Annotated in this window: 17 protein-coding genes and 3 rRNA genes; 8 read left to right on the top strand and 12 right to left on the bottom strand. The window is 56.3% G+C overall.

Features of this window, described 5'->3' with window-relative positions; genetic code table 11:
* Positions 1-68: 68 nt before the first annotated feature.
* Positions 69-263 (bottom strand): 50S ribosomal protein L35, encoded by a 195-nt coding sequence (gene rpmI, locus ALFI_RS00530; protein WP_009598828.1) that lies wholly within the window; start codon positions 261-263, stop codon positions 69-71.
* A 259-nt stretch (positions 264-522) separates the two neighbouring features.
* On the opposite strand from rpmI, the gene ALFI_RS00525 reads away from it, so the two are divergent.
* Positions 523-1,194 (top strand): MgtC/SapB family protein, encoded by a 672-nt coding sequence (locus tag ALFI_RS00525; RefSeq protein ID WP_009598799.1) that lies wholly within the window; start codon positions 523-525, stop codon positions 1,192-1,194.
* Here ALFI_RS00525 and ALFI_RS00520 read toward each other — a convergent pair.
* Complete coding sequence (locus ALFI_RS00520; RefSeq protein ID WP_009598774.1) at positions 1,191-1,823, bottom strand: YiiX/YebB-like N1pC/P60 family cysteine hydrolase; 633 nt, start codon at positions 1,821-1,823, stop codon at positions 1,191-1,193. The two genes, ALFI_RS00525 and ALFI_RS00520, sit on opposite strands and share 4 nt — an antisense overlap.
* Positions 1,824-2,411: 588 nt before the next feature.
* Between ALFI_RS00520 and ALFI_RS00510 the strand changes: the two genes are divergently transcribed.
* The 3 genes from ALFI_RS00510 to rrf all read left to right on the top strand — a co-directional run bounded on the left by ALFI_RS00510 (position 2,412) and on the right by rrf (position 7,287).
* Positions 2,412-3,935 (top strand): 16S ribosomal RNA (locus ALFI_RS00510).
* A gap of 184 nt (positions 3,936-4,119) precedes the next feature.
* Positions 4,120-6,991, top strand: a 23S ribosomal RNA gene (locus tag ALFI_RS00505).
* A 182-nt stretch (positions 6,992-7,173) separates the two neighbouring features.
* Positions 7,174-7,287: ribosomal RNA gene (gene rrf / locus ALFI_RS00500) — 5S ribosomal RNA — on the top strand.
* Together the 16S, 23S and 5S rRNA genes form the textbook arrangement of a ribosomal RNA operon.
* 306 nt (positions 7,288-7,593) lie before the next feature.
* On the opposite strand, the gene ALFI_RS00495 is transcribed toward rrf, so the two are convergent.
* The 10 genes from ALFI_RS00495 to ALFI_RS00450 form a co-directional block, all read right to left on the bottom strand.
* Positions 7,594-8,448: a hypothetical protein gene (locus ALFI_RS00495; RefSeq protein ID WP_014774342.1), complete on the bottom strand. Its 855-nt coding sequence runs from the start codon at positions 8,446-8,448 to the stop codon at positions 7,594-7,596.
* A 3-nt stretch (positions 8,449-8,451) separates the two neighbouring features.
* Positions 8,452-9,297 carry a porin family protein gene (locus tag ALFI_RS00490; RefSeq protein WP_014774341.1) on the bottom strand — a complete coding sequence of 282 codons (846 nt, stop codon included), beginning with the start codon at positions 9,295-9,297 and terminating at the stop codon, positions 8,452-8,454.
* 351 nt (positions 9,298-9,648) lie between these two features.
* Positions 9,649-10,878 (bottom strand): alkaline phosphatase family protein, encoded by a 1,230-nt coding sequence (locus tag ALFI_RS00485; protein WP_014774340.1) that lies wholly within the window; start codon positions 10,876-10,878, stop codon positions 9,649-9,651.
* 81 nt (positions 10,879-10,959) lie between these two features.
* Positions 10,960-12,279 carry an acetyl-CoA hydrolase/transferase family protein gene (locus tag ALFI_RS00480; RefSeq protein ID WP_009597260.1) on the bottom strand — a complete coding sequence of 440 codons (1,320 nt, stop codon included), beginning with the start codon at positions 12,277-12,279 and terminating at the stop codon, positions 10,960-10,962.
* A gap of 24 nt (positions 12,280-12,303) precedes the next feature.
* On the bottom strand, positions 12,304-12,939 hold the full coding sequence (locus ALFI_RS00475; RefSeq protein ID WP_009597301.1) for a hypothetical protein: 636 nt from the start codon (positions 12,937-12,939) through the stop codon (positions 12,304-12,306).
* Positions 12,940-12,946: 7 nt separating this feature from the next.
* Entirely contained in the window at positions 12,947-15,862 is a 2,916-nt protein-coding gene (gene infB / locus ALFI_RS00470) for a translation initiation factor IF-2 (RefSeq protein WP_014774339.1), read from the bottom strand.
* Between the two features lie 30 nt (positions 15,863-15,892).
* Positions 15,893-17,125, bottom strand: coding sequence for a transcription termination factor NusA (gene nusA / locus ALFI_RS00465; protein WP_009597272.1), 1,233 nt, complete (start codon positions 17,123-17,125; stop codon positions 15,893-15,895).
* Positions 17,126-17,358: 233 nt separating this feature from the next.
* Entirely contained in the window at positions 17,359-17,826 is a 468-nt protein-coding gene (gene rimP, locus ALFI_RS00460; protein ID WP_014774338.1) for a ribosome assembly cofactor RimP, read from the bottom strand.
* 127 nt (positions 17,827-17,953) lie between these two features.
* The gene (gene lpxA, locus ALFI_RS00455; protein ID WP_014774337.1) at positions 17,954-18,748 is read right to left on the bottom strand and encodes an acyl-ACP--UDP-N-acetylglucosamine O-acyltransferase; all 795 of its coding nucleotides are present in this window, start codon (positions 18,746-18,748) and stop codon (positions 17,954-17,956) included.
* A 5-nt stretch (positions 18,749-18,753) separates the two neighbouring features.
* The gene (locus ALFI_RS00450; protein WP_014774336.1) at positions 18,754-20,145 is read right to left on the bottom strand and encodes a bifunctional UDP-3-O-[3-hydroxymyristoyl] N-acetylglucosamine deacetylase/3-hydroxyacyl-ACP dehydratase; all 1,392 of its coding nucleotides are present in this window, start codon (positions 20,143-20,145) and stop codon (positions 18,754-18,756) included.
* An 86-nt stretch (positions 20,146-20,231) separates the two neighbouring features.
* Here ALFI_RS00450 and ALFI_RS00445 point away from each other — a divergent pair, with 86 nt between their 5' ends.
* The 4 genes from ALFI_RS00445 to ALFI_RS00430 all read left to right on the top strand — a co-directional run bounded on the left by ALFI_RS00445 (position 20,232) and on the right by ALFI_RS00430 (position 23,687).
* Positions 20,232-21,035: an energy transducer TonB family protein gene (locus ALFI_RS00445; RefSeq protein ID WP_009597254.1), complete on the top strand. Its 804-nt coding sequence runs from the start codon at positions 20,232-20,234 to the stop codon at positions 21,033-21,035.
* Positions 21,036-21,191: 156 nt separating this feature from the next.
* Positions 21,192-21,581 (top strand): hypothetical protein, encoded by a 390-nt coding sequence (locus tag ALFI_RS00440; protein WP_042493868.1) that lies wholly within the window; start codon positions 21,192-21,194, stop codon positions 21,579-21,581.
* Positions 21,582-21,639: 58 nt separating this feature from the next.
* Positions 21,640-22,173: a hypothetical protein gene (locus tag ALFI_RS00435; RefSeq protein WP_014774334.1), complete on the top strand. Its 534-nt coding sequence runs from the start codon at positions 21,640-21,642 to the stop codon at positions 22,171-22,173.
* 17 nt (positions 22,174-22,190) lie between these two features.
* The gene (locus ALFI_RS00430) at positions 22,191-23,687 is read left to right on the top strand and encodes a potassium/proton antiporter (RefSeq protein ID WP_009597256.1); all 1,497 of its coding nucleotides are present in this window, start codon (positions 22,191-22,193) and stop codon (positions 23,685-23,687) included.
* Positions 23,688-24,082: the final 395 nt, after the last annotated feature.

The following is a 24,082-nucleotide window of genomic DNA, read 5'->3' as shown; positions in this document are numbered from 1 at the left end:
CAGCGATGCGGTTCTCCCGCATTCTTTGGGGCTGTTTCGCTCCGATTAATAAAATGTCCGCCCGGAAATTACTTGACGAGCAGGTTCTTGATTTTGGCTTCGTCAGCCGCAGAAACGGTACCCGAATAGCAGAGGTTGCGTTTCTGTTTCGTCGTCTTTTTGGTCAGGATGTGACTGTGATAAGCGTGTTTGCGCTTGATCTTTCCTGTGCCGGTGAAGGTAAAACGCTTCTTCGCAGCGGCATTGGTTTTCATTTTCGGCATTGTCGTAAATAGTTAATTAGTTAAACATAGCCTGCAAAGATACGAAAATTTCGGCACTCTGCAACCTTGAGACGGAAAATTCTCCTCTTTTTCACCGGAAAACGTTTTCCGGCGCAAGGGGTGTCCGCTCCGTGCGGAGGGCTTCTTCGTGTCGGCCTGTCGTTCCGTCCGCCTGTTCCGGCACATATGCACGCAGGCATCCGGTTTGTCCGTCCCGATAATTTGTACTATATTTGATAGGGAATAAAACCGCGGAACTATGGAGATGGAGTGGGATTTGATATTGAGATTGTGTGTGGCGGGCCTTTGCGGCACGGTGATCGGACTTGACCGCGAGTACCGGGTCAAGGATGCGGGATTCCGCACCCATTTTCTGGTCGCGCTGGGCAGCGCCCTGATGATGATCGTGTCGCAGTATGGGTTCGAGGGCTTTTTGGCCACGCACGACGGACTGCGGCTTGATCCCAGCCGTATCGCGGCGCAGGTGGTGAGCGGCATCGGCTTCATCGGCGCCGGCACGATCATCATTCACCGGCAGCTGGTGCGGGGACTTACGACGGCGGCCAGTTTGTGGGCCACGGCGGGAATCGGACTTGCGGCCGGAGGACATATGTATGTCGTGGCCGGAGCGGCCACGCTGCTTACGCTCTTTGCGCTGGAGGTGCTGACGCTCTTTTTCGGCAGGCTGGGGCGCCGCCGGATCATGGTCGTCTTTTCGGCCGCCGACCGCAAGGCGATCGACGCCATGTTCAACGAGCTGCAAAGCAGTGAATACGCCGTGATCTCCTATGAGGTCGAGGCGCAGCGCAGTCCCGACGGCGTCGTATACCGTGCGACGCTGGTTATCCGGGCAAAGGGGAATGCCGACGAAGAACGCTATGTCGATCTGCTGCGTGAGAATCCCGATGTGACCGTCGAGCGGATCGTTTAGAACCAGCGGTATACTTCGCGGAGCGTTCTCTCCTGCGACATGTCGTTGGGGTTGGTGCCCGGAACGCCTTCCGGGACGGATTCGCTCCGGCGGGCGAAAAGCTCGGTCCAGAATTGCGGCAGCGTGCCGTCTTCCGCCCGGAAGTTCATCGGACGGGCCGTGAAGATCGGCGAACCGTCGCTTGTCCGGTAACATTCCCAGACCAGTTCACTGCAATAGAATTTCCCGTTGTCGGGCCGGAAGGAGTAGTCGTAGGGGAGTCCGAGGTAATTTTGCGCCCGCCTGACCGCTTCGCAAACTCCCGCAGTATCCTTCAATCGCATGGCGACGACCGCCGGACGTCCGCCGATTTTTGCCGACCGGGCGAGGAATTCCGGCAGTGCCGTAAGCCGGACCCCGCCGTTCGTCGTGGCTTCGAGTACCGAATCCGCTCCGTTTTTCACCACGGCGATTCCCACGTGCGAGAAATTCAACCGTCCGTTTTCACCCGTCGCCGCGGTGATCGCTCCGGTCATATCCGAACTTTCTCCGGCCTGAAAGAGCAGGTCGCCCGATTGCAGTGCATGGTCGTTCCGGCCGCATGAAACAGCCGAAAAAAGTATACCTATATATAATAAGCTTCGTTTCATTCTGTCCGATCTCTTGTGGGGACAAATATATTAAAAATTTTTCACAACTAACTCGCTGACGCATAGCAGGGTGTGAAAATGGCTCCGAAAATGTTGAAAAAAAGTCTCCGAAATATTTGGAAATAGCGATTAAATGCCCTTATCTTTGCACCCGCTTCGAGAGAGAAACACTACTCCGAAACACAAAAACAGGTTCTGAAAAATTTTGAAAAAAGTTCCGAAATCTTTTGGAGATTCAGAAAAATGACTTACCTTTGCACCCGCTTCGAATAAGAAATACGGTTCGAAACGATAAAAGAAAAGGTTCTGAAAATTTCTGAAAAAATTCTTTCAAAAAGATTTGGTGGTTCAAAAAATATGACTTATCTTTGCACCACTTTCCGCTGAAAAATCGCGGTCAGAACAACGGGGAAAGCCGAAAGGCAAAACCCGGCAAAAAGAGAGAATTTGTTCTTTATAGCAATATAATCGAACAGCGTTCTTTGAAGTATTTGAGCAGCTAAAAGTTTTTTCCACTCTTGCAAGAGAGTGATTTCAAACAATACCTTTGAGATTAGAGCGAAAGATTTAAAACAAAACATTATTTATACAATGGAGAGTTTGATCCTGGCTCAGGATGAACGCTAGCGGCAGGCTTAACACATGCAAGTCGAGGGGCAGCACGAGGTAGCAATACTTTGGTGGCGACCGGCGCACGGGTGCGTAACGCGTATGCAACCTACCTTTAACAGGGGCATAACACTGAGAAATTGGTACTAATTCCCCATAACATTCGAGAAGGCATCTTCTTGGGTTAAAAACTCCGGTGGTTAAAGATGGGCATGCGTTGTATTAGCTAGTTGGTGAGGTAACGGCTCACCAAGGCAACGATACATAGGGGGACTGAGAGGTTAACCCCCCACATTGGTACTGAGACACGGACCAAACTCCTACGGGAGGCAGCAGTGAGGAATATTGGTCAATGGACGCAAGTCTGAACCAGCCATGCCGCGTGCAGGAAGACGGCTCTATGAGTTGTAAACTGCTTTTGTACTAGGGTAAACGCTCTTACGTGTAGGAGCCTGAAAGTATAGTACGAATAAGGATCGGCTAACTCCGTGCCAGCAGCCGCGGTAATACGGAGGATCCAAGCGTTATCCGGATTTATTGGGTTTAAAGGGTGCGTAGGCGGTTTGATAAGTTAGAGGTGAAATACCGGGGCTCAACTCCGGAACTGCCTCTAATACTGTTGAACTAGAGAGTAGTTGCGGTAGGCGGAATGTATGGTGTAGCGGTGAAATGCTTAGAGATCATACAGAACACCGATTGCGAAGGCAGCTTACCAAACTATATCTGACGTTGAGGCACGAAAGCGTGGGGAGCAAACAGGATTAGATACCCTGGTAGTCCACGCAGTAAACGATGATAACTCGTTGTCGGCGATACACAGTCGGTGACTAAGCGAAAGCGATAAGTTATCCACCTGGGGAGTACGTTCGCAAGAATGAAACTCAAAGGAATTGACGGGGGCCCGCACAAGCGGAGGAACATGTGGTTTAATTCGATGATACGCGAGGAACCTTACCCGGGCTTGAAAGTTAGTGACGATTCTGGAAACAGGATTTCCCTTCGGGGCACGAAACTAGGTGCTGCATGGTTGTCGTCAGCTCGTGCCGTGAGGTGTCGGGTTAAGTCCCATAACGAGCGCAACCCCTACCGTTAGTTGCCATCAGGTCAAGCTGGGCACTCTGGCGGGACTGCCGGTGTAAGCCGAGAGGAAGGTGGGGATGACGTCAAATCAGCACGGCCCTTACGTCCGGGGCTACACACGTGTTACAATGGTAGGTACAGAGGGCCGCTACCCCGCGAGGGGATGCCAATCTCGAAAGCCTATCTCAGTTCGGATCGGAGGCTGAAACCCGCCTCCGTGAAGTTGGATTCGCTAGTAATCGCGCATCAGCCATGGCGCGGTGAATACGTTCCCGGGCCTTGTACACACCGCCCGTCAAGCCATGGAAGCTGGGGGTGCCTGAAGTTCGTGACCGCAAGGAGCGACCTAGGGCAAAACCGGTGACTGGGGCTAAGTCGTAACAAGGTAGCCGTACCGGAAGGTGCGGCTGGAACACCTCCTTTCTGGAGCCTTGTTTCAAAGGTAAATTTAGCTGCTCACTTCAAAGAAACGTTATAACAGTACCGCTTTAGGCGTAGGTTCGAACCGAGTACTGTTCTCGGCAAATGAAAATTTGCAACGTTCATTGACATAATTAAGGAGATGAGATAAGGTCATCATAATTACAATAGGGGTTATGATGAATGTAAGAAAGTAATAAAGGGCGTATGGGGGATGCCTAGGCTCTTGGAGGCGACGAAAGACGTGGTAAGCTGCGATAAGCCTCGGGGATTTGCAAACGAGAATTGATCCGAGGATTTCTGAATGGGACAACCCGCTAGGCAGAAGGCCTAGCACACGAAAGTGGGCCAACCCTCTGAACTGAAACATCTTAGTAGGAGGAGGAAAAGAAAGAAACATCGATTTCCTAAGTAGCGGCGAGCGAACGGGAAGAAGCCTAAACCATACTTGTTACGGCAATTATGGGGTTGTAGGACTGCAATATTCAAGTGACTGTCAACTGGAATGTTCTGGAAAGTTCATCCGCAGAGAGTGAAAGACTCGTACAGGTAAGCACGTTATGCGATAGCAGTATCCTGAGTAGGGCGGGACACGAGGAATCCTGTCTGAATCTGCCGGGACCACCCGGTAAGGCTAAATACTCCCAAGAGACCGATAGTGAACCAGTACCGTGAGGGAAAGGTGAAAAGAACCCCGAACAGGGGAGTGAAATAGAACCTGAAACCATACGCTTACAACCTGTCGGAGCAGCTTCGTGCTGTGACGGCGTGCCTATTGAATAATGAGCCTACGAGTTACTAATCACTGGCGAGGTTAAGTGCACGGATGCACGGAGCCGAAGCGAAAGCGAGTCTTAATAGGGCGTTTAGTCAGTGGTTGTAGACGCGAAACCTTGCGATCTACCCTTGAGCAGGTTGAAGGTTGGGTAAAACCAACTGGAGGACCGAACGAATAAGCGTTGAAAAGCTTCTCGATGACTTGAGGGTAGGGGTGAAAGGCTAATCAAGCTGGGAAATAGCTCGTACTCCCCGAAATGCCTTTAGGGGCAGCGTTGTAATAAAGAGTCTACTGGAGGTAGAGCTACTGATTGGATGCGGGGGCTTCACCGCCTACCAAATCCTGACAAACTCCGAATGCCAGTAGTATGATTTACAGCAGTGAGCGACCGGGTGCTAATGTCCGGTCACAAAAGAGGAACAACTCAGACCAGCAACTAAGGTCCCCAAGAGTATACTAAGTTGATCTAACGATGTTTTGTTGCAGAGACAGCTAGGATGTTAGCTTGGAAGCAGCTATTCATTCAAAGAGTGCGTAACAGCTCACTAGTCGAGCGACAAAGCGTGGATAATAAACGGGCATCAAGTATACCACCGAAGTTCTGGGCACGAAAGTGCGGTAGGGGAGCATTCCATTCAGCGTCGAAGCCGAATCGTGAGATTTGGTGGAGCGTATGGAAAAGCAAATGTAGGCATGAGTAACGATAATGCGGGAGAGTAACCCGCACACCGCAAGACCAAGGTTTCCTGATCAACGCTAATCGGATCAGGGTTAGTCGGGTCCTAAGGGTAAGCCGAACGGTGATCTCGATGGATAATCGGTTAATATTCCGATACTGACATATACCTCGATGGAGAGACGAAGGAACGTAAGTGCCGCCGCCTGACGGAATAGGTGGTTAAAGGGCGTAGGTATAGGGACAGATTAAGAGTTAGTCCTTGCTGAACCCCGACAGTACAGAGAGCCTACGGGCAATTTGATAGTGCACCCAAGTCGACTTCCGAGAAAATCTTCTAAGTTATAGTATATGTCACCCGTACCGTAAACCGACACAGGTGGTCGAGGAGAGTATCCTAAGGTGCTCGAGTGAATCACGGTTAAGGAACTAGGCAAATTAACCCCGTAACTTCGGGAAAAGGGGTCCCACCGCGAGGTGGGCGCAGCGAAGAGGTCCAGGCGACTGTTTATCAAAAACACAGGGCTCTGCAAATTCGAAAGAAGACGTATAGGGCCTGACACCTGCCCGGTGCTGGAAGGTTAAGAGGGGATGTCATCGCAAGAGAAGCATTGAATCGAAGCCCCAGTAAACGGCGGCCGTAACTATAACGGTCCTAAGGTAGCGAAATTCCTTGTCGGGTAAGTTCCGACCTGCACGAATGGTGTAACGATCTGGACACTGTCTCAACCGTGAGCTCGGTGAAATTGTAGTCCCGGTGATGATGCCGGGTACCCGCAACGGGACGAAAAGACCCCGTGAACCTTTACTATAGCTTAACGCTGAATTTGGGTACACAATGTGTAGGATAGGCAGGAGACTATGAAGCGGGTACGCCAGTATTCGTGGAGTCAACGTTGAAATACTGCCCTTTGTGTATTTGAGTTCTAACCCTCAAGAGGGGACACCGTTTGGTGGGTAGTTTGACTGGGGTGGTCGCCTCCAAAAGAGTAACGGAGGCTTCCCAAGGTACCCTCAGCACGAATGGTAACCGTGCGTAGAGTGCAATAGCATAAGGGTGCTTGACTGTGAGACCAACAAGTCGATCAGGTGCGAAAGCAGGGTATAGTGATCCGGTGGTTCTGCGTGGACTGGCCATCGCTCAAAGGATAAAAGGTACTCCGGGGATAACAGGCTGATCGCCGCCAAGAGCTCATATCGACGCGGCGGTTTGGCACCTCGATGTCGGCTCGTCACATCCTGGGGCTGGAGAAGGTCCCAAGGGTTCGGCTGTTCGCCGATTAAAGTGGCACGCGAGCTGGGTTCAGAACGTCGTGAGACAGTTCGGTCTCTATCTGTTGCGGGCGTTGGAAGATTGAGGGGTCCTGACTTTAGTACGAGAGGACCGAGTTGGACGAACCTCCGGTGTATCGGTTATGCTGCCAAGTGTACCGCCGAGTAGCCGCGTTCGGTTTGGATAAGCGCTGAAAGCATCTAAGCGCGAAGCCATCCCCAAGATAAGTCTTCCCTTGAGGGGCGTAGGAGACGACTACGTTGATAGGCTGCAGGTGTAAAGACAGTAATGTCAAAGCCGAGCAGTACTAATTACCCGAACGGCTTTCTTACAGATTTCTTTATCTCATTTCCCTAATATGTCAACTCATACCGAGTGCGACGGATTGTGATAGCTAAAAGTATCACTCGCATGGCTTCGATGAGTTTGAAGCAACGTTGGACTTCGTCCTTCGTTTTCTTCGCTCGACAAAGTGAATAAATTCTCTTTGTACTCGCTTATCGAAAACGTTCTTTTAGGTGGTTATAGCAGTGAGGTCCCACCTCTTCCCATTCCGAACAGAGAAGTTAAGCTCACTTACGCCGATGGTACTGCGGTTTTCCCGTGGGAGAGTAGGTAGCCGCCTCTTCAAGGTCAGATCGAAAGGTCTGACCTTTTTTTGTGCTTGTAATTTTGCTGTCAGCTTCTGAAAAACGATCGCTGACCCTTCGGGGCGGGACGAAGCCGCTGTTACAGGCAAGGCTCTGCCTGCCGATCTGTTTGAGGGGGCGTATCTGGGCGGCATATGGGGGCGGTCCTTGTTGGCCTGTTGAGGGACTAGGCTGCCCGATTTGGCGAATATGGCGTAATTAGCGGGAATGTCGCAAAGCCTTTTATTCGATTTTAAAAGAATGGGTGAGGACCGCTTGGCCCTCACCCCATCAGAACTCTCTGTTCAGAATTTGTGAACGGCCCTTACGAAGCGTTCGGCGAATTTCTCTGTTCCTTTTGTGTAGCTTTTGAAGGGTGCATTGGTAAAGACCAATATATGCGCCCTCTTCGCATCTGCTTCCGTCGAATTCCAATAGTCGCGCATACGGCCGAGTTCCGGCTGGCCGTATTCCGCAAGCCGTAAATTCAGGTTTTCTATGGCCTCTTTATGCTCCTTATACGAGTAAGCCGGATTACTTCTCCCGAAATTCCATATGGACTCCAGTTCTTTTTGTGCCGGAAGATACCAGCCCGGACCGAGGTCCTTGCACCACGAAAATGCAGGCAGGTTCGACCACAATAAGTCCGTGTTTGCGATTAATTCCCGTATGGCCAGCATATTTTTCCATCCGTCTTCGATATCGGTGCAGCCGCTCGCAAAGCCTTTTTCTTTCAATGGGTTTTTGTTAATAAAACCCCATGCTGCTTTTCCTTCCACGAGCGACAGGAGCAGTCCGTGCCTGCCATCTTCTGAGACCCGGATGACAATGCCCCGGATACCGCCCTCATCGAACAGCTCTCCGAGCGAATAGCTGCGGGAAACGGGTGGGTAGGGATAGCTCGCGGCGACAGCCTGCGGTTTTTCATCTGCGAAAAGATCCTTGGTGCCGTTTTCATAGGTGATCGAGAACACTTCGCTGCGTCTTATGGAATAGGTGACGCCCTCGGTATGCGTGAATTTCCTGTATTTGACGTCGGTGTCGGTAATCTCTTTCACGACGGCTTCGATCTGCTCGGCATTTCGTTTCAGGATGATATCCTGTGCTGCCGAACTTGCTCCGATCAGACAGCATACGATGAATGACAGTAACTGTTTCATGGCTTAAAAGCGATATGCTATCCGGAGTTTGACACCTACCATCCGATTGCTTTCGGATATATCAAGCGTACTATTGAAGTTCATGAAGATTGCCGCGCCGAGATCGAAATGCCGCGTGGCCCATCCGGCGCCCATCTCGATACCGACGGCCGTATTCGTCACTGTTTTCAGGTCGGCGCCTGACGCTTCGGATTTGACCGGGATTCCGAATTTGAACCCTGCAAAGCAATTCCAGCGGCCGCGCGGCCGATAGACGTAATACAAATCTATATTCATGCAGTTCAGGTCAAAATCCTCTTCGAACATATACATGTCGTAGCTGATTCCCGCACCCGCACCGTGCGGACTCATTTTGTCGAACATATACTCGGCAATCACTCCGGCCGAGCAGACGGGGCCCGATATATTTCCGCTTTTGGACGTTATTGCCGCATATCCGAATTCGGCACGCGGTCCGATATAGAAATGTTTGTCTCGAAGCGGCTCCTTCGTCCTCTTTACGCTCCGGTTGATCTGTGCGTAATTTTCATTCGCAGCCGCAGGAGCTGTTGTGCTGCTCTCCGTCCCGGTCGTTTCCGCAGCCGTGGCCGGTGAGACTGCCGGGGCGTCCAGCGGCGTTACGACCTCGCGGGTTCCGTCTTCGAATCGGATAAGGAAAACTTCTGATGCCGGGAGAGTGTAGAGCGGTCCCTGCGCATTTTCATATTTCCGGTACTTGATTTGCGTGTCGCCTATTTCGGCGACTTTCGCTGCGATTTCTTCGCCGTTACATTTGGTGATGATGTCCTGTGCTGAAAGCTGTAAGACGCCTGTCAGGATTGCCGGAAGGCAGAAATAAATTTTTTTCATGTTTCTTGCTGGTATTGAAGTGCCAGTCCCTCGGCGGTTTCATTGTGCTGGACATATAAAAAACGTGGGACTACACTTTTATTTGCATCTTGCGGTCTTAGGATACCTTGGTAGTCAAATAAAACAGTATAGCCCACGCAGTAACGTGAGCGTCCGTTTTATTCACAACTACCGTTTGAAGTGTCCTAAGTTTCAAGATGTATGAATAAAAGCTGGCGCTTTTTATATGTATGTACCGGCGCTTTTAGTGCGGATCGGCACGTGTAAATCTGGTAAACAGAAAAAATTGTGCAATTATCTCTCCATAGGCATCAGTTTTTTGTCTTGTATGCAAATATAGAAAAATAATTTCTAATTTTCGTTGAACATGCGTTTTATGTCGCGCCACTCCCCGTCGTTGGGGGCCGGTTCGATGCCCAGCAGCCGGCAGAGGATAAGATACATATTCTGGTTCTGGAACGATCGCTGTCGGTAGCCCTTGCGGAAGGCGGGGCCGGAGCCGTAAAATACCATGTGCATATCCCGGTCGCGGTTGTTGAAGCCGTGCGTGCCGCGTTTGCGCACGGGACGGTCCTGCGGGGCGTAGTCGAGCGTCCAGCCCGTTTCGGGAATGACGATGACGTTCGTCAGGCGCGTGGGGTGGGTGCCGTAGTGGAACCGGCGGGGCATCCGCTCGCGCCGCCATGCCTTCATATGGCCCGTGCGGCGCAGTGTGCGCACGGCTTGGTCCGCATACTCTTCCTTGACTTCGAGACCGAACGGCGTGCCCGGAACGACACGCACGACCTGCGCCGTGTCGAGCAGCGGCAGCAGGTTGATGTAGCGGTCGGGCGAAAGCCCGGCCATGCCGTGGTCGGCCGTGACGATGAAGTTGATGCGGTCGAAGACGGGCGAGCGGCGTATTTCGCGGAAGAAGTAGCGGAGCACCGAGTCGATATGCTCGGCGCGGCCCACGGCTTCGGGCGATTCGGGGCCGTAGGTGTGCATCGCGGCGTCGGGTTCTTCGAAGTACCACATCACCAGCTCAGGGATCTCCGCTTCGGGGCGCGTCATGGCGTCGATCACCCAGTCGGCGCGCTGGTAGTAGTCCGGTTTGGACGAGTAGCGGGTCCAGACGGTCGCCTGACGGCCGCCGATCGGGACTTCGCTGCCCGGCCACATGAAGATGTTGGCCGTAAGCCCCTGCCGTTCCGCCGTATTCCAGATCGGCTCTCCGCCCCAGAATCCCGGCGTGCGGACGTCCAGCGAGTCGAAAACCGAGAGCCGGCGTCCCTGCGTGCGGTCGTAGAAGCCGTTGTTCACGACCCCGTGGTGGTCGGGGTGCAGGCCCGTGGCCATGGCGTAATGGCTCGGAAAGGTGTTCGAGGGATAGACTGGGTAGATTTCGGCATAGGTGCCGACGCGGGCGAGCGAATCGAGCGTCGGCGTGTGGCTGCGGCCTGCGAGGTCCCAGCGGAATGCGTCCATCGAAAGAATGACGGCGTATTGTTTCTCCTGCGGAGCGGTTGCGACGGCGCTCCTGCGGGACGCGGCGCATCCGGCGAACAGGAGTGCAAGCAGTATACAGGCGTATCGTTTCATTTCGGGGTGTTTTTGTTTGCGTAAAGATACAAAAAAAGCGCCCGCTGTAACAGGGGCGCTTCTCGATTGCGTAATAATTTATTACTTGCTCATGTAGTTCTTTACGTAGTGGTGGTGCTGGCCGAAACGCTCGAAAGCGGCGCGGTCCAGCTCCTCCTGAGCCGAAGGATCGGCCACCGAGATAATCAGGCGGGCACGCTCCTGCAGCGTCTTGCCGTAGAGGTCTACGGCGCCGTGCTCGGTTACGAACCAGTGGATGTGGTTGCGGGTCGTGACGACGCCTGCGCCCGGCGTGAGCACGGGAGCGATCTTCGAAATGCCCTTGTTGGTGACCGAAGGCATGGCGATGATGGCTTTGCCGCCCTTCGAGAGCGATGCGCCGTATACGAAGTCGATCTGGCCGCCGACGCCCGAATAGAACTTCGTGCCCAGCGAGTCGGCGCATACCTGCCCCGTGATGTCTACCTGCAGGGCCGAGTTGATGGCCGTCACGCGGTCGTTCTTCGAGATGATGTAGGGATCGTTGGTGTAGCCCACGTCCATCATCAATACGGCCGGGTTGTCGTCGATGAAGTCGTAGACGCGCTGCGAACCCATCAGGAACGTCGAGACCATCTTGCCCTTGTCGATATTCTTGGCTTCGCCGTTGATTACGCCGCTCTCCACCAGCGGAAGCACGCCGTCGGCGAACATCTCGGTATGGATGCCGAGGTTCTTGTGGCCGCCCAGCTGCGCCAGCACGGCGTTGGGAATGGCGCCGATGCCCATCTGCAGCGTCGCGCCGTCCTCGATCAGGGCTGCGCAGTGCTTGCCGATGGCCGTCTCGGTCTCGTTCGGCTCGGAGAAGTGCGCCTCCATCAGCGGAGTGTCGTCCTGCACGAAGTAGTCGATCTTCGACGAGTGGATCATGGCTTGTCCGAAGGCGCGGGGAACGTGCTTGTTCACCACGGCGAGCACGTAATCGGCGGTCTCCACGGCAGCCAGCGTCGCGTCTACCGAGGTACCGAGCGATACGAAGCCGTGTTTGTCGGGCGTCGATACCTGAATCATCGCCACGTTGCAGGGAACCGCGCCGCAGCGGTACAGACGCTGCGTCTCGCTCAGGAAAATCGGAATGTAGTCGGCGTAGCCGCTCTGCGTCACTTTGCGGACGTTGCCGCCCACGAAGAACGAGTCGAGCTGGAACACGCCTTCGAATTTCTCGTCGGCATAGGGCGCCGGGCCTTCGGTGTGCAGGTGGTGGATGTGTACATCCTTCAGTTCACCGGCCTCGCCGCGCGCGCACATGGCGTTGATAAGGCACTGGGGAGCCGAAGCCACGGAACTCAGGTGTACGTGGTCGCCCGATTTGATAACCTTGACGGCTTCTTCGGCAGTGGTAAATTTGATCTGGGTAGTCATTTTTACTTTAAGTTTGTATTGGTTTTAGTTAGCTGGTACCTTGTTTGCGTTTTCCTGTACGTAGTTTTTGATGGCTTTGTCGGAGTAGGTCCAGAAGATCGGCACGTTACGCATCGAAATGATGTTCAGCGCGTTGAGCGCCAGACCCATGCTGACGTCCACGCGGTCGAGCCGCTCCACGCCCGGCGCGATGTTGTAGAACGTCACCACGATATGTTCGGGCTGGCCGCTGCGCATCGTGTAGATGCGGCCGTAATGGTCCGACGAAGGGTAGGCGAGACCTTTGGCAAAGGCGTAGGTGCCGTTGCGCTCGCCGCCCATGTAAAGCCGGAAGCCGCCGTAAAGCGGCGTGATGTCGAAATGCAGCATGACGGTGCCGGAGATGTTGTCTCCGGCGCAGATGACGTTCGAGATCCGGAAGTCGTTCACGAACGAAGGGGTGCTGATGTCCGAGGGCTGGTGCTCGCGGGCGAACTGCACTACGGCGTCGTTGCGCAGGCTCTCGAAGCGGCGGGCTTCCTGACGGATCTTCTTCTTCTGAGCCTTCTGCAGCGCCTTCTGCTCCTTCTGCGTGAGGTCGGTCCGGGGCTGAACGGCCGATGCCGCTCCGCACAGGGTGCAGAGCGACATCAGCAAAACAATCAGACGTTTCGGCAGCATAGCGTAGCTATTTGCGTTTCACTTCTACCTGTTCGTATCCCTCGACGATGTCGCCGACGCGGATGTCGTTGAACGATTCGATGTTCAGACCGCAGTCCTGACCGTTGGTGACCTCCTTGACGTCGTCCTTGAAACGTTTGAGCGAGCCGAGCTTGCCCGTGTAGATGACGATACCGTCGCGGATGACGCGGATCGGGGTGTTGCGCTGGAGCCTGCCTTCGCGGACGACGCATCCGGCGACGGTGCCGACCTTCGAGATTTTGAAGATCTCCAGCACTTCGACCGAAGCGACGATCTCCTCCTTCATGACCGGTTCGAGCATGCCCTCGATAGCGTCCTTGATGTCGTTGATGGCGTCGTAGATGATCGAGTAGAGACGGATTTCGATCTCCTCCTTCTCGGCCAGCTTGCGCGCCGAAGCCGACGGACGTACTTGGAAGCCGACGATGATGGCGTTCGAAGCGGCGGCCAGCAGCACGTCCGATTCCGAAATCTGACCCACGGCGGCGTGGATGACGTTGACCTGCACGGTCTCTTTCGAGAGCTTGATGAGCGAACCCGACATGGCCTCGATCGAGCCGTCCACGTCGCCCTTGACGATGATGTTCAGCTCCTTGAACGAGCCGATGGCGATGCGGCGTCCGATCTCGTCGAGCGTCACGTGCTTCTGGGTCATGATGCCCTGCATGCGTTGCAGCTGCTCGCGCTTGTTGGCGATTTCGCGCGCCGAACGGTCGTCCTCCATGACATTGAACGTATCGCCGGCCTGCGGGGCGCCGTTCAGACCCAGCACCTGAACCGGTGTCGAGGGGCCTGCGGACTCCACTTTCTTGCCGTTTTCGTTGAACATGGCCTTCACGCGGCCCGTGTAGGTTCCGGAGAGGATCACGTCGCCCACGTGGAGCGTACCGCTCTGTACGAGGATCGTCGAGACGTATCCGCGGCCCTTGTCGAGCGTCGATTCGATGACGGTGCCCTGCGCCTTCTTGTTGGGGTTGGCCTTCAGGTCGAGCATCTCGGCTTCGAGCAGCACCTTTTCGAGCAGTTTGTCGAGGTTCATGCCCTTCTTGGCCGAAACCTCCTGATCCTGATATTTACCGCCCCACGACTCGACCAGATAGTTCATCTGCGAGAGCTGTTCCTTGATGTGGTCGGGGTTGGCGTTGGGTTTGTCGATCTTGTTGATGGCGAAAACCATCGGCACGCCTGCGGCCTGCGCATGGTTGATGGCCTCGACGGTCTGCGGCATGACGCTGTCATCGGCCGCCACGATGATGATCGCAACGTCGGTGACGGCGGCGCCGCGGGCACGCATGGCCGTAAAGGCTTCGTGGCCCGGCGTGTCGAGGAACGTGATCTTCTGGCCGTTCAGCTCGACGCTGTAGGCGCCGATATGCTGGGTGATGCCGCCGGCCTCGCCCTCGATGACGTTGGTCTTGCGGATATTGTCCAGTAGCGAGGTCTTGCCGTGGTCCACGTGGCCCATGACGGTCACGATCGGCGGACGCGGCACGAGGTCCTCCTCCTTGTCTTCGTTGTCGTCGTTGATCGCCTCCTGAATCTCCACCGAGACGAATTCGACCTTGTAGCCGAACTCCTCGGCTACGACCACGAGCGCTTCGGCGTCGAGACGCTGGTTGATCGACACCATCAGTCCCAGATTCATGCAGGCCGTGATGACCTGAGTCGGCGTGACGTTCATCATCGTCGCCAACTCGCTCACGGTCACGAATTCGGTGACTTTGAGCGTCGAACGTTCCATTTCCTCGCGTTCGAACTCCTCGTTCATACGCTCGGCTACGGCGTCGCGCTTGTCCTTGCGGTATTTTGCACTCTTGCTCTTGGCGCCCTTGGCCGTCAGACGGGCAAGGGTGTCCTTTACCTGCTTCGAAACCTCCTCGTCGCTCACTTCGGGGCGTACGATCGGCTTGGGAGCCGCCTTGCCCTTGTTCTTGTTGCGGCGGCCTTCGCCCGGTCTGGGCTGGTTCTGGCCCGGACCTCCGGGACGGTTCTGGCTTCCCTGTCCGCCCTGATTGCCGCCCTGACGGTTGCCGCCCGGCGTGTTGCCTTTCGGGGCCTTGCTCACGTCCACCTTCTCTTTCTGGAGACGTTTGCGTTTATGCTTGCCGCCGGCGACGAATCCCGACACGTCCATCGTGCCGAGCACCTGCGGACCCGTCAGGGTCACGGTTTCGGGGCGGAAGATATTGTCTTTCGGCGCTGCGGGTTCGGGCTTGGGTGCCGGTGCTGCAGCCGCAGCTGGTGCCGCAGCCAGAGTCGTTGCCGGAGTTGCGGCCGGAGCGGGGGCCGCCGCGGGAGCCGGTTTTCCGGTTTCGGTCTGCGCCGCAGTCGCCGCGGCCGCAGCCGGTGCTGCGGGAGCCGCAGGTGCCGTCTTGACTTCGGGAGCTGCCGGTTTCTCTGCGGCGGGTTCGGGCTTCGCCGCGGGTTTCGGCGCTTCGACGGGCGCACTGGCGGGTGCGGGCTGGGCCGCACGGGGCTGTTCGGCCGGTTTCACCGGTTCCGCCTTCGGGGCGGGAGCGGGGGTCGGAGCCGCCTTGGGTTTGGGCGACAGGTCGATCTTGCCGAGGATCTTCGGCTGCTGGATTTCATCCTTGACGCTGATTACGTTGCTTTTGATGACCACCTCTTTTTCCTCCTCGCGCTCCTGCTTTTTAGCTTCTTCGAGAGTGATGGTCGTCTGCTTCAGGGAGATGCGCTCACGGATCGAATCGCGTGCGTTGCCTGCGGCGCGGTTCGCCCCGAACTCCTTCTCCAGAACGGCATAAGTCTCCGAATCGACCAGCGTGTTGGGCGATCCGTCGCTCTTGATACCCTTCTTCTGCAGGAAGTCCGTGATGGTATTCAGTCCCACCTTGAACTCCTTTGCAACCTGAATGAGCCTTAATTTTCTTTCGTTACCCATATCGTGTGTTTTCCTTTCTTTCGCTTGTGATTACTCTTCGAATTCCGCCTTCAGTATCGCTACGACCTTCTGGGCCTGCTCCAGTTCGAGGTCGGCACGGGCCGCGATCTCCTCTACGGGCAGCTCCAGCACGCTCTTGGCGCTGTCACAGCCGACGCTCTTCAGGGCGTCGATGATCCAGCCGTCGATCTCGTCGGCGAATTCGGTGAGGGCCACGTCCTCTTCCTCCACTTCGCGGTATACGTCGATGTCGTAACCCGTCAGCATCTTCGAGAGACGGATGTTCAGACCTCCCTTGCCGATGGCCAGCGACACCTGATCGGGTTTGAGGTAGACCGAAGCGGTCATCTTCTCCTCGTCGATGGTGATGCTCGAAATCTTGGCGGGATTCAGCGCGCGCTGGATCATCAGCGACGGGTTGGCCGTGTAGTTCACTACGTCGATGTTCTCGTTGCGCAGCTCCTTGACGATCGAATAGATGCGCGAACCCTTCATGCCGACGCATGCGCCTACCGGGTCGATACGCTCGTCGTACGACTCCACGGCGACCTTGGCGCGTTCGCCGGGGATGCGGACGATCTTCTTGATGGTGATCAGTCCGTCGAAGATTTCGGGAACCTCCTGCTCGAACAGGCGTTCGAGGAACTGGTTGGCCGTGCGCGAAAGAATGATGCGGGGCTGGTTGTTGTTCATCTCGACCGACTTGACGATGGCCTTGATGGTGTCGCCCTTGCGGTAGAAGTCGTTGGGAATCTGCTCCGCCTTGGGCAGAATCAGCTCGTTCTCTTCGTCGTCGAGAATCAGCACCTCTTTTTTCCATACCTGATAAACTTCGCCGGTGACGATTTCGCCGACCTTTTCCGAATACTTCTCGTAAAGGCTGGCCTTCTCCAGATCGAGAATGCGCGAGGCGAGGTTCTGGCGCAGCGACAACACGGCGCGGCGGCCGAACGACGAGAGTTTGATCTCGTCGGCGTATTCGTCGCCGATCTCGTAGGTCGGGTCGATGGCCTTGACCTCCGAGACGGCGATCTGCGCATTCGGATCTTCGACCGCGCCGTCTTCGACGACGGTGCGGTTGCGCCAGATTTCGAGGTCGCCCTTTTCGGGGTTGATGATGACGTCGAAATTCTCGTCCGTCTCATACTGTTTTTGCAGTGCGTGGCGGAAAACGTCCTCCAGCACGCCGATCATCGTACTTTTGTCAATGTTTTTCAGCTCTTTGAACTCGGCAAAGTTGCTGATAAGATTGAGATTGTCCATTGTGTCGTTTATCTTGTTTTTAGTTTATGCTTCTGTACCCCGCGGCTTTTTTTCGTCTGCATGCCGGATAGCGTCCCGCTCCGGGGGCTGCTTCTTGTCTGAGGGCCGCTCCAAGCCTGCGTACCGCCCCTCAGCTGCGTTTGCCTCTCATCTGCGTCCTGCTTCCGGTTTTTGTCCTGCTCCCGGTCTGCCTTCTAAGCCTGTGTTTGCTGTCTGCGTTGCCGGACGGCGGCCTATTTGAAATCCAGCCACTCCTTCGTGGACTTGATTTCGTCGAACGCATAGCGGCGCGTGACGGTCACCAGCTGCTTGCGTTTCTTGCCTTCGACGGCCTGCTTCTCCTCGTACGAGATCGTGATGCCCTCGTCGTCGGCAGCATCGAGTTTTGCGAGCATCTTGATCCCTGAATTGAGCAGCACCTCGACCGTGCCGCCGATCAGCTTGCGGTATTGCCGCAGGCTTTTCAGCTCCGAACCGATGCCTGCGGAGGCTACCGTGAGCGAAAAATCCTCTTCGTCGCGGTCGAATTCCGCTTCGACGGCCCGGCTCAGCTCCGCGCACGCTTCGATGGCTACCGACGTGTCGCTGTCGATCAGCAGTTCGATCTCGTTGCCGGGCGTGCAGGTGCAGCCCACGACGAACATATCCGTGCCCTGAAGTTTGCGTTCAGCCGCTTCGATTATCTTTTTCGTGTCGATCATGTTTCTGAAATTCGGTCGTATATGGTATAAAATAAGGGGACTTACCGTCCCCTTACCGCTTCGCTTTGTCTTTCGACACTGCAAATATAATGAAAAATTCCGATATACCAATATTTATACGAAATTTTTACTCCTCTTTGGCCTTGGATTCATAGGGTTTGATGATTCCGCGCTTCGATTCGCGGATGAATTTCACCAGTTCGTCGCGCTCGGCGCTTTGCGGGATCTGCTTTTCGACCTCTTCGCAGCCCGACATGTAGTTCAGTCCGCTCTGGAAGAGGATGCGGCAGGCGTCGTGAATCTCGGCGATGCGTTCGGGCGTGAAGCCGCGGCGCGAAAGCCCGATCTTGTTGATGCCCGCGAAGCGCATCGTGTCGTTGCGCACGATGATGAACGGCGGGACGTCCTGTCCCAGCAGCGCGCCGCCCTGAATCATGACGTGGTCGCCGATATGCGTCCACTGGTGTACGGCCGCATGGCCGCCGATCACCACCCAGTTGCCGACATGCACTTCGCCGGCGAGCGATACGCGGTTGGCGATCACGCAGTTGTAGCCGACGACGCAGTCGTGGCCCACATGGACGTAGGCCATCAGCAGGTTGCGGTTGCCGATGCGGGTCGTGCCCGTCGATGCGGTGCCGCGGCTGATGGTCACGTATTCGCGGATGTCGTTGTAGTCGCCGATCTCGGCCGTGGTCACTTCGCCTGCGAATTTCAGGTCCTGCGGCAGGCAGGAGACCGATGCGGCGGTATGGATCTTGCACCCCTTGCCGATGCGGGCGCCGTCGTGAATCACCGCGCCGGGACCTACCCAGCAGTCGTCGCCGATAACCACGTCGCCCGCGATGCAGGCGAAGGGCTCGACCGTGACGTTGTTCCCGATTTTGGCGTCGGGATGAACATATGCCAGCTTGCTGATCATCTCCTTTACTTTTTATTTTTTACGACCTGCGCCATCAGGACGGCCTCGCATGCGAGCGTTTCGCCCACGAAGGCTTTGGCCTCCACGACGGCCACGCCGCGGCGGATGGGTTCCAGCAGGTGGATTTCGAACTGAAGCGTGTCGCCCGGAACGACTTTGCGCTTGAATTTGACCCCGTCGATCTTCATGAAGTAGGTCGAGTAGTTTTCGGGATCGGGCACGTCGCCCAGCACCAGAATGCCGCTGCACTGCGCCATGGCTTCGACGATCAGCACGCCCGGCATGACGGGTTCGTCGGGGAAGTGTCCCACGAAGAACGGCTCGTTCATCGTGACGTTCTTGATGCCGGCCACGTCGGTGGCGTCGCGGTGGAAAATGCGGTCCACCAGCAGGAACGGCGGGCGGTGGGGCAGCAGGTGGCGGATGTCGTTGATGTCGTAGAGGGGCGGCTTGCGGCAGTCGTACTGGTAGCGGGGCTTCTCGCCGGCCTTGCGGATGGTGTGCTTGAGCTGCTTCATGAACTCCGTGTTGGCGTAATGGCCGGGGCGGGTTGCCCAGACGCGGCCCTTGATGCGTACGCCCAGCAGTGCGAAGTCGCCCAGCAGGTCGAGCAGCTTGTGGCGCGCCAGCTCGTTGTTGCAGCGCAGTTCGAGGTTGTTCAGGTAGCCTGCGTTGATCTCGATGTCGGGCTTGTTGAAGATCTTCTTGAGGTGCTCCAGCTGCTCGTCCGGAACGGGGTTCTCGACCACGACGATGGCGTTGTCCAGATCGCCGCCCTTGATGAGGTTCATCTTCATCAGCGGTTCCAGCTCGTGCAGGAAGACGAACGTGCGGCACGGGGCGATTTTGTCGGCGAAGTTGTCGCCGGGGTTGAAGGTGGCGTATTGGTTGCCGATCACCTTCGAGTTGTAGTCCACGTGCAGCGAGACGGAGAATTCGTCGTCGGGGTAGAGGATGATCGCCACGCCCTTTTCGGGGATCGTGTAGACCATCTTTTCGGTCACGTGGTAGAACTTGCGCTCGGCCTGCTGGTCGGTGATGCCGACTTCGGTGATGGCCTTGGCATAGGCGCAGGCCGAACCGTCCATGATCGGGGTTTCGCCCGCGTCGATGTCGATTACGGCGTTGTCCACGCCCAGCGTCCAGAGCGCCGACATGATGTGTTCGATCGTGCTTACGCGGTGACCGCCGGATTCGATGGTCGTACCGCGCGAAGTGTCTACGACGTTGTCGCACAAGGCGGGAATTATGGGTTGACCCTCGATGTCCGTGCGGCGGAATACGATTCCGGTGTCCGCATCGGCGGGGTTCACGGTCATGGTCACTTTGACACCCGTATGGAGGCCCTTGCCGGAGAAAGAGATCGGGGCCTTCAGCGTTTGTTGTTTTGTCGACATAAGCAGTGTTTCTGAATATTTGCGCCCAAAGATATGAAAAAATCGTTAAAAAACGCTATTTTTGCTCAAAATTATGACAACCTCCGATGGCCGAGAATATACCCGACAATAAACCCAAGACGGTGCGCCGTCCGCGTCTCAAATTGCCGTTCGACAACCGCAAAGAGGATGCCGGCGTGTGGGCCTACGACCACCGCATCGGCTTGTGCGTGACCATTATAGCCTATCTTGTGCTGATGATCGCCTTCGTTTCGTCGAAGATCGTCGTCGGCCGCAGGCCCCACACGCAGGGAATGTTTATCGACCTGCAGACGCTGGCCGAACTGGAGAAGGAGCGCGACCGGCTCGAACAGCAGGTCCGCGAGCGGCAGCAGCAGGACCCGATAGACTGGAAAAGCGTTCAGAATCAGGTCTCCAACGAAAACGCCCTGAATGAGAAACTCCGCGACGACCGCGGCACCAACGCCGCGGCGCTGAACGACGCCGCGGCCGAAGCCGAGCGGCGCATGCAGGCCAACCGCGAAGCCTACGAGCAGGGGCTGGCCGAAGAGCGGGCCATCCGCGAGCGCAACGGCGCGGGAAAGGACGAGGAGCGTCAGGACCGCAAGGTCAAGGGCCGCGTGACGGTCTCCTTTTCGCTGACCGATCCGGTGCGCACCTCGCGCAGCCTCAATATCCCGGCCTACCGCTGCGAGGGCGGGGGCGACGTGGTTGTCGAAATCACGGTCAACCGTGCGGGCGAGGTGGTCAACGCCCGTGTGCAGAGCGGCGGCGACGAGTGCATGCGCGAATCGGCCCTGCGTGCGGCACGGGTTTCGCGCTTCAATATCGACCAGTCGGCCCCTGCGCGCCAGCAGGGGACGATTACGTACATTTTTATCCCGCAATAAGTTCTTTTTGCCCGGCCGGAGTGGGATATTCCGCGGAAATTGTTAACTTTGCCGAAGTAAATTCCGGCTCGGACAGAGCGGTTTCGCCTGCGGCGATCCGATGCGGCCTGCATGCGGCCTGCGCTGTCTCTGTTCCTGCCGCCGACCGAATCGGAGATGCGTAAAATTCTCGTCATACTGCTGGGCCTTTTCGGCTGTCTGCTCTTTTGCGGGGGCGGCGGTCGGACGCTTGCGCATGACGCAGGGCATGTCTCCGTCACGCTTTCGGTCGATCGCGCCTCCGACGCCGTGTGGCTTTGCGAGCGCGAATACAACGCCGACCTGAACCTGCCCCGCGTGCTTGGGGAGGTATCGCCAGCTCCGGCCGCTCCGGTCTTCCAGCGCGGCGGCCATGCCGAATCCGGTCCGGCCGCCGACCGCTATGCCGCGGACCGGCATGCGAGGGGAAGCACGAAAGTAACCTCTGAATTCAAATCTTCTGACCTTTCCGTCGGTCTGCATGCGGTGGATTATTATGTCTACCGTCTGCGCCGGCTCATTATTTAGCCTACGTATTTTTGCCGGTTTCTCTGAAAAAATACTGACGTTAGATAATGAAAAGGATATGGATAAGAATAAAATCTGCGAGGCATTGTACGCCTTGTCGGGAAATGTTGTGGTAAAACGCCGTAAGTTCCAACTGCTGCCCGCCGTGCTGTTTGTCGCCGGTGCAGCGCTGATCGTAGTGAATAACATGTATGGCGCCGATCTCACGAACAACCTGCGTTCGTCGATCGTGTTCATCGGCGGGATTATGGTCGTCGCAGGCATGATTATGGCCGCGGCCCAGATGTTCGGTTCGGGCGGAGCGCCTTTCCACCGGGAGGAGCGTTGTTTCCTGCTCTACGAGGAGCTCTATTTCGACCGCGGCATCCGCAGCGACGTGATGCAGGCCGTCTCGGACGGAGATGCGGAGCGTCTGCTCGGCATGAAACGTGCGCAGGTTCCGGCGCTGACGGTGGCCCTCTACCGCACGCCCGGCAACCGCTTCGCCGCCATGCAGGCTTTCGAATATGCGGATTTGGAGTACAAGCCGCTGACGGAGCTGAAGATCGCGGACAAAACGCAACCGAAGGCTGTCGGCAAAGCGCAGGCCTGAAAGAAAAAGATTAAGGAATGATAGACATCAGTGGTGAAAATGTAGTATTGGTAGGTGCGTTGCTGCTCTTCGTGGCGGTGATAGCGGGTAAGGTCGCGTATCGTTTCGGCGCCCCCGCATTGTTGCTGTTCCTCGGAGTCGGCATGTTGTTCGGCTTGAATTTCATCTCGTTCCGTTCGGTCGAGATGACCCAGTTCGTCGGTATGATCGCTTTGTGCATCATCCTCTTCACGGGAGGTATGGACACGAAGTTCTCGGAGATAAAACCCATCATCGGACCCGGCGTCGTGCTGGCCACGGCGGGGGTGGTCATGACGGCGTTCATACTGGCCTCGTTCGTGTGGCTGGTGGCTCCGTGGCTGGGTGTCGAGATGCCGTTCGTACTGGCGCTGCTGCTCGCCTCCACGATGTCCTCGACCGACTCGGCGTCGGTTTTCTCGATCCTGCGAAGCAAGAAGCAGGGGTTGAAGCAGAACCTGCGGCCCCTGCTGGAGCTGGAGAGCGGCTCGAACGACCCGATGGCCTATATGATGACCATTCTGCTCATCAGCGTGGTGTCGCACAGTTCTGGCAGCGTGGGGATGGGCATGAGCGTGGTGTTCTTCGTCGTGCAGATGATCGTCGGCGCCCTGTCGGGGTACCTGATCGGCCGTCTGGCCGTTTGGACGATCAACCGCATCAACCTCGCCAACCATTCGCTCTACTCGGTGCTGCTGCTGGCGTTCATCTTTTTCTCGTTCGCCTTCACCGACCTGATCAAGGGCAACGGCTATCTGGCCGTCTACCTTTCGGGTCTGGTCGTCGGAAACTACAAGTTGCAGCAGAAACGTCCGCTGACGGTCTTCTTCGACGGTTTTACGTGGCTCATGCAGATCGTGATGTTCCTCACGCTGGGTCTGTTCGTCAACAGCGACGAACTGCTCGAACCCCGTGTGCTGATTCTGGGCGGACTGGTGGGGGCGTTCATGATTCTGGTGGCGCGCCCGCTGACGGTCTTCATCTGCATGGCCCCGTTCCGCAAATTCACCACCAAGGCGCGGCTCTACGTGTCGTGGGTGGGACTGCGCGGCGCCGTGCCGATTCTCTTCGCCATCTATCCCCTGATGGCGCATGTGGAGAACGCGGGACTGCTGTTCAACGTCGTATTCCTCGGCACGATCATTTCGCTGCTGGTGCAGGGCACCACCGTGAGCGGTATGGCCAACCTGCTGGGGCTGGCTTACGAAGAGCGCGAATCGGCCTTCAGCGTCGATATGCATCAGGATATGAAGTCGGCCCTTACGGAAGTGGAGGTCAATGAGACGATGCTCGAAAGCGGGCACATGCTCAAGGACATCACGCTGCCGGAAAATACGCTGGTGATGATGGTCTGCCGCAACGGCGAGTATTTCGTGCCGCAGGGCAAGACCGAACTGCTGCTGGGCGACAAACTGCTGGTCATTTCGGACCGCAGCGAGGAGCTTGCGACCACTTATAAGGATATGGGTATCGACGACGTGATGAAGCTGGGATAGGCTTCGGCGGCGTCCGGCGCTCCGTATTCCGGAATTATCCTCCCGTGCGTGCAACGCACGGGCAATGTCCGGGATTCAGTGACTTAAACCTTTACGGACATTCTATGGTCCCGGCGGCCTTTCGGTCGCCGGGACTTGTGTTTTCATCGGTTCCGTATGTTCTGGTGTTCCCGGTTGGTTGTTCCCGGTTGGTTGTTCCTGTTCGGCTCCTGTTGTTTCCGCCCGGTTGCCGGCTATTCCCGCCCGGCTTCGGTTGTTCCCGCCCGGCTTCGGTTGTTCCCGCCCGGCTTCGGTTGTTCCTGCGCGGTTTCCGGTTGTTCCCGTTTGGTTGTTCCTGTTCGGCTCTGGTTGTTCCTGCCCCGGCTTCGGTTGCCCTTCCTCGACTTCAGTTGTCC

The organism is Alistipes finegoldii DSM 17242, assembly GCF_000265365.1.
In the GTDB taxonomy this organism is placed as follows: Bacteria; Bacteroidota; Bacteroidia; order Bacteroidales; family Rikenellaceae; genus Alistipes; species Alistipes finegoldii.
Note: the sequence above shows the minus strand (reverse complement) of the source record. Positions and strands in the feature narration are given on the sequence as shown.